Origin of the sequence: Massilia psychrophila (genome assembly GCF_002760665.1) — a bacterium.
In the GTDB taxonomy this organism is placed as follows: Bacteria; Pseudomonadota; Gammaproteobacteria; order Burkholderiales; family Burkholderiaceae_D; genus JAFCUW01.
On the sequence record NZ_PDOB01000045.1, the window covers coordinates 18,683 to 27,959 of the forward strand.

The 9,277-nt window shown below is 61.7% G+C and carries 8 protein-coding genes; 7 read left to right on the forward strand and 1 reads right to left on the reverse strand.

The genetic code is table 11. From position 1 onward, the window contains the following. Positions 1 to 608 precede the first annotated feature (608 nt). From CR103_RS19560 to CR103_RS19590, 7 genes are all read left to right on the forward strand, one after another. A complete protein-coding gene (locus CR103_RS19560; protein ID WP_180279468.1) occupies positions 609 to 806 on the forward strand; it encodes a TolC family protein in 198 nt (65 codons plus the stop codon). Positions 807 to 936: 130 nt separating this feature from the next. Next, positions 937 to 2,628, forward strand: a complete 1,692-nt coding sequence (locus CR103_RS19565; protein ID WP_099917602.1) for a methyl-accepting chemotaxis protein — start codon at positions 937 to 939, stop codon at positions 2,626 to 2,628. A gap of 72 nt (positions 2,629 to 2,700) precedes the next feature. Then, entirely contained in the window at positions 2,701 to 3,333 is a 633-nt protein-coding gene (locus CR103_RS19570) for a tRNA-uridine aminocarboxypropyltransferase (protein ID WP_099917603.1), read from the forward strand. A gap of 89 nt (positions 3,334 to 3,422) precedes the next feature. Further along, positions 3,423 to 3,950, forward strand: a complete 528-nt coding sequence (locus CR103_RS19575) for a trypsin-like serine peptidase (protein WP_143752680.1) — start codon at positions 3,423 to 3,425, stop codon at positions 3,948 to 3,950. A gap of 9 nt (positions 3,951 to 3,959) precedes the next feature. Beyond that, positions 3,960 to 4,466 carry a hypothetical protein gene (locus CR103_RS19580; RefSeq protein WP_099917605.1) on the forward strand — a complete coding sequence of 169 codons (507 nt, stop codon included), beginning with the start codon at positions 3,960 to 3,962 and terminating at the stop codon, positions 4,464 to 4,466. 824 nt (positions 4,467 to 5,290) lie between these two features. Beyond that, positions 5,291 to 6,820: a catalase gene (locus CR103_RS19585; RefSeq protein ID WP_099917606.1), complete on the forward strand. Its 1,530-nt coding sequence runs from the start codon at positions 5,291 to 5,293 to the stop codon at positions 6,818 to 6,820. 378 nt (positions 6,821 to 7,198) lie between these two features. Beyond that, the gene (locus tag CR103_RS19590) at positions 7,199 to 8,422 is read left to right on the forward strand and encodes an IS110 family RNA-guided transposase (protein WP_099917607.1); all 1,224 of its coding nucleotides are present in this window, start codon (positions 7,199 to 7,201) and stop codon (positions 8,420 to 8,422) included. Positions 8,423 to 8,561: 139 nt separating this feature from the next. Here the strand turns inward: CR103_RS19590 and CR103_RS19595 are convergent. Then, positions 8,562 to 9,277, reverse strand: a 716-nt coding sequence (locus CR103_RS19595; protein WP_229443669.1) for an IS3 family transposase, incomplete at its 5' end; no start/stop codon positions are given.

Genomic DNA, 9,277 nt, shown 5'->3' on the forward strand with positions numbered 1-9,277 from the left:
CAGGCTTACTATGAGACCTAGGGTAAAGTTGCGAACAGAGGGAATCCGCTTGATCATAGCGATATCGAAGCCTGACGTTAATGATATTTCCGGATGGAACAGACTTGATTCTAAGCATCGCTAAATTGCAGAGCAATACCGGATTGCCAATTCCGACCGGTAATTTTTCCGAGAGTAACAAAACACTAAGCAAGATCAAACTGCCGATGCCGCCGCCTCTCCGTCACCGTTTCACGTTGCCGCGAGAGACCGCGTGAGCGAACCCAGCCAACCCGGCCAACCCGGCCAATACGCCCCGCGCAACTGGCAAACGCCAGGCTGCTAGGCCACGTGGAACGGATTTCGCCGGCCACCGGCTCCGAATTTTCCGTCCTGGCGCCCGGCGCGCGGCAGGCAGCCATGAAGATGCTGGCCAATACCGTGCTGGCACTGGCACTGGCCGGCTGCAGCGTGTCCATGCCGCAGCGGCCGGCGTCGACCCTGGCTCCGCCGGCCGCCGGCCGCCTGGCGCACTGCGGTCGGTCCTGCTGCTGCGCCCGAGGCCTTGTGGTGGAGCCGCTTCGGCGACCCGGTGCTCAGCGACCTGGTGCAGCGCGCGCTGGCGCACAATGGCGACGTCCGGATCGCGGCGGCGCGCCTGCAGCAATACCAGGCACGGCTACGCTTCCTACCTCGAAGAGCTCGATGCCCAGCGCAACGCGTTCAGCGCCGACCAGGCCGTGCTGCAATTGCGCGCCAGCCTGCTGGCCGCCCACGTCGACCTGTACCGTGCCCTGGGTGGCGCGTGGCAGCCGACATTGCAATAGAAACCACCGGTATCCTAGGATAAGAATGTCGGAAAAACATGTTGCGAAAAAGCCTAAATATAAAGATATATAAGCAAAAAACTTTACATTTTCTGATAACCTTGTGTTCTCCAGTCAACAAAAATTTCTCATGAAAAACATGAATATCGGTACTCGCCTCGCCATCGGCTTCGCGGTAGTGCTGTCGCTGCTGGTTGCGCTCACCGCCATTGCGGTCTGGCGCATGCAATCAGCCAGTGCGATGACGAACGAGCTGGTCGACGTGAAAGTGCGTAACGAACGCTTGATCGGCGAATGGCAACAAGTGATCGAAGTGAACGCCGCGCGCACCACGGCGGCCTGGCTAGCGACCGACGCTGCCGACGAGAAGGCGATTGAGGCGCAGATGAAAGCCTCATCGGCACGCGCCACCCAGATCCAGGACCAGCTCGTCCAGGTGCTGCAGGAACCGCTCGCCAAGAGCCAGCTGGCCGAGGTGCTGACACATCGCGCGGCCTACGTAGCGGCGCGCACCAAGGTGTTCAAGGACAAGGCGGCGGGCGAACTCGCATCGGCCAGGCAGATCTACAGCCAGGACATGAGCGGCAAGCGCGAAGTCTACCTCGCGGCGCTGGCCAAGTTGTCCGTTGGCCAGCGCAAGGTGCTCGACGACACCAACGAGCAGATTTCAAGCAAGTACGATAGCGGGCGCAACCTGCTGATCGCGCTCGGCGCGCTGGCGATCCTGATCGGCGCCGGCTTCGCGCTCGCCATCACCCGTTCCATCACCGGTCCGATCCGCGCCGCGGTGCGGGTTGCCGAAACGGTGTCGGCGGGCGACCTGACGAGCGACATCGTGGCCGGCAGCCGCGACGAAACCGGCCAGCTGATGACCGCCTTGAAAACCATGAACGACAACCTGGTCGACATCGTCGGCCAGGTGCGCAGCGGCACCGACACCATCAGTGCGGCGTCGAGCGAGATCGCCGACGGCAACATGGACTTGTCTTTGCGCACCGAGGAACAAGCCAGTTCGCTGGAAGAAACCGCTTCTTCGATGGAAGAGCTGACTTCGACCGTCAAGTTCAACGCCGAGAACGCCCGCCAGGCCAACCAGCTGGCGATCAGCGCCTCGCAGGTGGCCAGCAAGGGCGGGGCGGTGGTGTCGGAAGTGGTGGCGACGATGGGTTCGATCAACGAGTCTTCCCGCAAGATCGTCGACATCATCAGCGTCATCGACGGCATTGCCTTCCAGACCAACATCCTGGCGCTCAACGCCGCGGTGGAAGCGGCACGCGCGGGCGAACAGGGGCGCGGCTTTGCGGTGGTGGCATCCGAAGTGCGCAATCTGGCGCAGCGCTCGGCCGCCGCGGCAAAAGAGATCAAGACGTTGATCGGCGACTCGGTCGACAAGGTCGAGGCCGGTTCGCGCCTGGTCGACGAGGCCGGCAAGACGATGGCCGAGGTCGTCGCCAGCATCGCCCGCGTGACCAGCATCATGAACGACATTACCACCGCCAGCGACGAGCAGCGCGACGGCATCGAGCAAGTCAACCGGGCCATCACCCAGATGGACACCGTGACCCAGCAGAACGCCGCGCTGGTCGAACAGGCCGCCGCCGCCGCCGCGTCGATGCAAGCGCAGTCGGCCCGGCTGTCGGAGGTGGTCGGCGTGTTCACGCTGAACCGGCTGGCTGCGCCGCCGCCGCGGACTGCCGCTGCTGCGCCCGCGCGCGCAATCGCACGAGCTCCAGTGGTCCAGCTTGCCCGCGCGGCGATCGGGTCGACGCCGGCGCCACGCAAACCCGTCGTCGTCGCCAAGGACGAATGGGAAGAGTTTTGATTCACACTGTTTGAGTCAAGCAATCGGCGGCCACGCTTGCCAGCATGCGCCGCCAGCGCTTATGCTGCGCCGATGAGCATTCCATCGTCCCGCCGCGCCACCTGCGCCACTTGCCTGCGACCCCGGCCGACCTGCATCTGCCGGTGGATTGCGCCGCTCGCCAGCGAGGTCGAGCTGCTGATCCTGCAACATCGGCTCGAAGTGGCCAACGCCAAGGGCAGCGCCCGGCTGCTTCACCTGTGCCTGCCGGGCAGTGTGCTGGTGGCTGGCGAAGCATTCGCCCCGGCTGCGCTGCACGCGCTGCTGCATGAAGGCGGCCGCACGCCGTTGCTGCTGTACCCGGCAGGAATTGAGGCGCCCGCGTTCGATCCAGCCAAGCTCGCTACCCCGGCAAACTGGTCCGCGCTGCGCCTCGTCGTGCTCGACGGCACCTGGCGCAAGAGCCGCAAGATGCTGCACCTCAATCCCCAGTTGCAATCGCTGCCGCGGCTGGCGCTGCATGCCATGCCGCAGTCGCATTACCGCATCCGCAAGGCGCACGCGCCAGACCAGCTGTCCACGCTCGAAGCGGCCGCGTACGCGCTGCGGCGGCTGGGCGCCAGTGAGGCGTTTTGCGAGCGCCTGCTGGGCGCCTTCGACGGCTTCGTGGCGCAACAGGCCGGCTACGTGCCGTCTCCAGCCCGGCCACCTGCCACCGCCGCCTGACATTTCCTATTTACATTGCATTCAGCACATAAACGCGCTGCCGGATTGACAATGATCAGTCTGCCTGCCGGTTGCACGCCGCGGCGCCGTTGGCGCCGCTACCATCTGCCGGTAGTTCCCCGTCCACCGCACCAACAACGCCGCTGTCCGCGCCGGACACCCGGCGCGAGCTGCAGCCGCCGGCAGCGCCGGTTGCTGCCGGGCGCCCGGCCGCCACCGACGGCCAGCCGCCCACCGAACCGCCGGGATACGCCGGCCAGCAGCTGTTCTGGCCTGCCGCAGCGCCCCCGGCAGCTTCCGCTTTCGCCTTCCCTTCTGCCGTCAACCCCAGCGCGGTCGGCAGCTTCGGCGCCTACTACACCAGTACCCGCGTATTCCCGATGTTCGATGGCGCCGCGGCGGCGTACTCGGCTGACCGCGCCTATCCATACCGCACTGTCGGCGTCCTGTTTTTTTCGGTCAATGGCCTGCCCTACCTGTGCTCGGCCTCGGTGATCCAGCGCCGCGTGGTGGCCACCGCCGGCCATTGCGTGCACAGCGGCACCGCCGCCGGCTTTTACGACAATTGGGTCTTCGTGCCGTCATACCGCGATGGCAACGCGCCATTCAAGGCGTAGACCTGGCGCATGGTGAGCTTGCCCCCGACCTGGGCCAACGGCGGCGGCTTCGTGCCCAACGCCGCCGATTACGCCATGATCGAATTTGCCGACCAGCCTATGTTCCCGAACGCGAAACCGACCAAGCTCGGTTACGTCACCGGCTGGCTCGGCTGGCAGATCCAAAGCTTGATGCCGAACCACACGTCGAAACTGGGTTACCCGTGCAACCTGGACGACTGCGGCAAGCTGCAGGCCGTGACCAGCAACAGTTTCGCGGCAAGCATTCCGAACAACGTCGAATACGGCTCCGACGCCGGCGGCGGCTCGAGCGGCGGGCCGTGGGTGCAGAACTTCCAGGTCCCCTCCCAGGGCGGCGGCACCGGCACCAACGCCGGCGCCAATCGGCTGGTCGGCGTGACGTCGTACGGCTACTCGACTGCCGAACCGAAAGTGCAGGGCGCGTCAATCCCCGACAGCCGCTGGGTCGCGTTGTGGAATCTGATGTGCGGCCGGCCGGGCAACTGCACTCGATAGCAAACCCTGTAGCAAACCGCGCATGAACTGTTCCAGACGGCAAGGCAAGATACTGTATGCGTGCACAGTACCGAGAGGCGACTCGTGGCCAACAGCGACCAGGACAAACTCAATGAGGCTGAATGGCAGGTCATGCTGCCTCTGAAATCACCCAAGCCCCGCAAAGGGTTCGACGGCGGCTGGCTGCACAGTTGCTCGGCCGCCGCACAGCGATCTCGGTCTGTCGCCGGGCCTTGACTTAGAAACCCGAATTTTCGCTAAGGTGAACGCCGGCGACTGCCTGAGAATATCGCGATTGGCATCAACACGGATGCCTACCAGCCTTGCGAACGCGACTACCGCATCACGCGTGAATTATTGGATGTGCTGATAGCGACCTGATTGCCCCGATGGCGCAAAAGGGGCTGGCCTTCGCAGCGATTACACTAACCACGCCGGACAAAGAAATTACGCGCACGCTGGAGCCGCGCGATCCGCCCCCGCCTTCATTACCGATCCTGAAATCGAGCGCATTCTCGACGCCGCGAAGGACGTCGCTACCGTCGCTGCCCACTTCTGCGACCTGCGCGATGGCGCCGCGTTTGAACGTCCCAAGGGCATCGTCGCGTCGTTGGAGGGCATGGCGCAGGCGGGGCAATGCGATCTGCTGTATTTCGACGAATCGGGATTCAGTCCGAATTCACCGCTGCAGTATGGACGGACTGCTGATGGATCACGCCCGAGTTTAATGTGGAAAACTATCGATTTCATAGTTTTAATTAAGTATGCAAATAATTCCGCAGAGCTACAATAAACGCCTCTCACAAGTGTTCAGGAATTCAAAAATGTCTCTGTATCCAAAGTCCGTTCAATTTTCTTTGCTGGCACTGCTGTCGGTCAGCGGCGCAAGTATGGCCCAAACCACGTTCACGCGCGACAACGGCGCGCCGGTCGGTGACAACCAAAACTCGCAGACGGCCGGTGCCAATGGCCCCGTATTGCTGCAAGACGTGCAATTGATCCAGAAACTGCAACGTTTTGACCGCGAGCGCATCCCTGAGCGCGTAGTGCATGCACGCGGCACCGGCGCGTATGGCGTGTTTACCGCGAGCAAGGATGTGTCTGACCTGACCCGCGCCGTCGTTTTCAAGCCGGGTATCGAGACGCCCGTGTTCGTGCGCTTTTCAAGCGTCATTCATGGCAACCATTCACCAGAAACCTTGCGCGATCCGCGCGGCTTTGGCGTGAAGTTTTATACAACGGAAGGTAACTGGGACTTGGTTGGCAACAATTTGCCCGTGTTCTTTATCCGCGACGCGATCAAGTTCCCGGACATGGTGCATTCCCTGAAGCCGGCACCGGACACCAACCTTCAAGATCCGAACCGCTTCTTCGACTTCTTCTCGCACCAGCCGGAAGCGACCCACATGCTGACGCGCGTGTACTCGGACTACGGTACGCCAACGAGTTATCGCGAAATGGATGGCAACAGTGTGCACGCCTACAAATTCGTCAACACGCAAGGCCAGATCCATTACGTGAAGTTTCACTGGAAGAGCCTGCAGGGCCAGAAAACGCTGACGTCGAAACAGGCGTCCGCCATTCAGGCAGTCAATTTCAACCACTTGACGCATGATCTGATCGGCGCCATCAAGCAAGGCAAGTTCCCGCAGTGGGACCTGTATATCCAAGTGCTCACACCGGCGCAACTGGCCAGCCTCGATTTCGATGGCCTGGACGCCACGAAAATCTGGCCGAACGTGCCGGAAACCAAAATCGGCAGCATGCAGCTGAACAGGAATCCGGACGACGTGTTCCTCGAAACGGAGCAGTCGGCACTGGCGCCGTCCAACCTGGTGCCCGGCATCGAGCCATCGGAAGACAAGCTGCTGCAAGGCCGCTTGTTCTCTTACGCTGACACGCAATTGCACCGGATCGGCACCAACGGCTTGCAATTGCCGATCAATCGTGCGCGCAACGTAGTGGCGAACAACAACCAGTACGGCGCCCAGAATTCCGGCAGCCACAAGGGCAATGTCAACTACGAGCCGAGCGAGCATGTGGCGCTGGCCGCAGACGCGCAGTACAAGTACAGCGCGTTGCCTTTGACCGGTACCACGCAGCAGAGCCGCACCCTCAAGACCCAGAACTTCAAGCAGGCAGGGGACTTTTACCGTTCTTTGAGCGCGAAGGAGCAGGCCAACCTGGTCAGCAATCTGGCTGGCGACCTCGGTCAAGTCAAGGACGAAGGCGTGAAATACACGATGACGTCGTATTTCCAGAAAGCCGATGCCGGATATGGCCGCGCAGTTGTTGCCGCCTTGCATCTTGACGGCGCCCGCGTTGTGGCTCTGGCGAGCAAATTGGTCGACTAAATGCGCTAAACATGCCCCTCAGGCGTGGCGAGAGCCATGCCTGAAGCGCTACCTGCCATACTCAATCGCTCCTTATACGGGGCGATTGGTCTAAAGTGGACCCATCCGTCAAGACAGTTTTTGCCTCAACGATCATGACGCTGGCGCCACCCTTGAAAATGAAAGAGAATTAACAGCGGAAGGTGACGGATAGAGGTCGTCATTTAAATTTGGCGGCTCGACCCCGCACCCAACGTGACCCGCCGTGCTGATTCGTACCCTATGTTGCACCCTCGAGGGCGCACGCTAAATGGTCCGTCGGCGACTTCTCGCCTTCAGGAAAATTCAGTCACAGCGTCCGTCACCTTCCCTTTCTCGTCTTCTTCAACAGGAGGAGTCATGGAACTGGTGACGATGTACAAGCGCGTAATCGGCCTCGATGTGCATCAGGCTCAGATCACGGCCTGCGCGCTCATCGAAGAGGCGGACGGAGCAACCCGGATCGAACAGCGCCAATTCGGCGGTTTCAAGCGCGACCGGCGCGAGCTGGCCGCGTGGGCCGCCGCCCTCAAGCCTGATCAGGTGGTGATGGAAAGCACGGGCATCTACTGGAAGAGCCCGTACGCGGCGCTCGAAGCGGTCGACATCCGTGCGCTCGTCGTCAACGCCCGTCACGTCAAGAACGTACCGGGACGCAAGACCGACGTCGGCGATGCCCACAGGCTCGCCACCCTGGCGCGTGCCGGCTTGTTGCGCGGCTCGTTCATTCCGCCGGCGAAGCTGCGCGGCCTACGCCTGGTGGCACGGCAGCGGCAAAAACTTGTCAGCCAGCTCGTCGGTGAAAAGAACCGGCTGCACAAGATCCTCACCGATGGCGGTGTCCGCCTCGGTGTCGTCGTCAGCGACCTGCATGGACAGTCAGCACGCGCCATGGTTAAGGCCATCATCGATGACCGGTCGGTTCAGGAAGTGCTCGACCAGGGCAGCCGCCGCCTCAAGGCCAGCCGCGAGACCTTGTTTGACGCCTTGCAAGGCGAGCTGACGGACGCGCATCGCTTCGTGCTCGCTGAAACGATGGCCCATCTCGAAGAACTGGAAACGCGCATCGAACGCTTCGACACGTACCTGCTCACGCATCTGCAAGACGAGCACAACACGTTGGCGATACTGCAGACCATCCCCGGCATCAACCTGATCGGCGCGGCCATGCTGCTCGTCGAGATCGGATCGGACATGCAGGCATTCGGCAGCGCCGACCGGCTTGCCTCGTGGATCGGCATTTGCCCCAGCAATCACGAGTCAGCCGGCAAGCGCAAACCGGGCAAGGTGCGAAAAGGCAATCCGTATGTCCGCCGGCTGCTGTGCGAATTCGCTCACGCCGCTTGCCGGACACAGTGCGTCTTCAAACCGAAATTTGAATCACTCATGCTCCGGCGAGGCTACAAACGCAGCATCGTCGCCATCGCCCATGGCATCTTGCGCACCATCTTCTTTATGCTCGAACGACGCGAACATTACAGGGATCGCATCGTCGACTACGAAGCGATCGCAGTACGACGCAACGCTCCACGCTGGATCAAGGCCTTGACCAAATTCGGCTTCATCAGCCCCGCCAGCGCGTGACGTTATCGTGGAGGAATCGACTTGGTCAGCGAATGACCAAGGCTGCGCTCGCCCTGATGGCCCCACTCTTTCACGCTAATTTAAGCTATGGTCTTGACCCTGCATGCAGCGGATCAGCGCTGCCCTGTCTTGCTCAATCTCACCCTCCCGTGAACGTGGGAATCACTGCGGTCGGCTCCCGGCAGGGCGGGGTTTGGGGAAGCGCCTCATGCTCTTCAGCACTGCTTGCATCTTCTTCGGGCGCAGACACGCTGCCGTATTTGTCGATAATCATCGCGCCACCACCTGCGCCACTTGCATACACCCTGTCAGGTGTCAGATAGTTCAATGCCTGGTGTGGCCGGTCGCCATTGTAAAAGGCGAAATACCGCGTCAGTCCCTCGTGCAGATCGCCCATCGTCGCGTAGCCGTTCAAGTACACGTCCTCATACTTGACGTTGCGCCACAAGCGCTCAACGAAGATGTTGTCCAACGCACGGCCCCGTCCGTCCATGCTGATGTCAACACCGGCACGCTTTAAGACGGCCGTGAACGCCACACTTGTGAACTGACTGCCCTGGTCGGTGTTGAAGATCTCAGGCTTGCCGTGATCGATCAACGCCTCTTCCAGGTAGTCCACGCAAAATGATGCGTCCATGCTGTTGCTGATGCGCCAGGCCAGCACGCGCCGCGAGTACCAGTCGATGATCGCCACCAGGTACGCAAAGCCGCGGGCGAGCCTGATATAAGTGATGTCTGTACTCCAGACGTGGTTCGGCCGCACGATGGCCACGCCACGCAGCAGATACGGATACACCTTGTGACCCGGATGCTGAACCGCCGTGCCCGCACCGGGCGCCATCCCCGCCAGCCCCA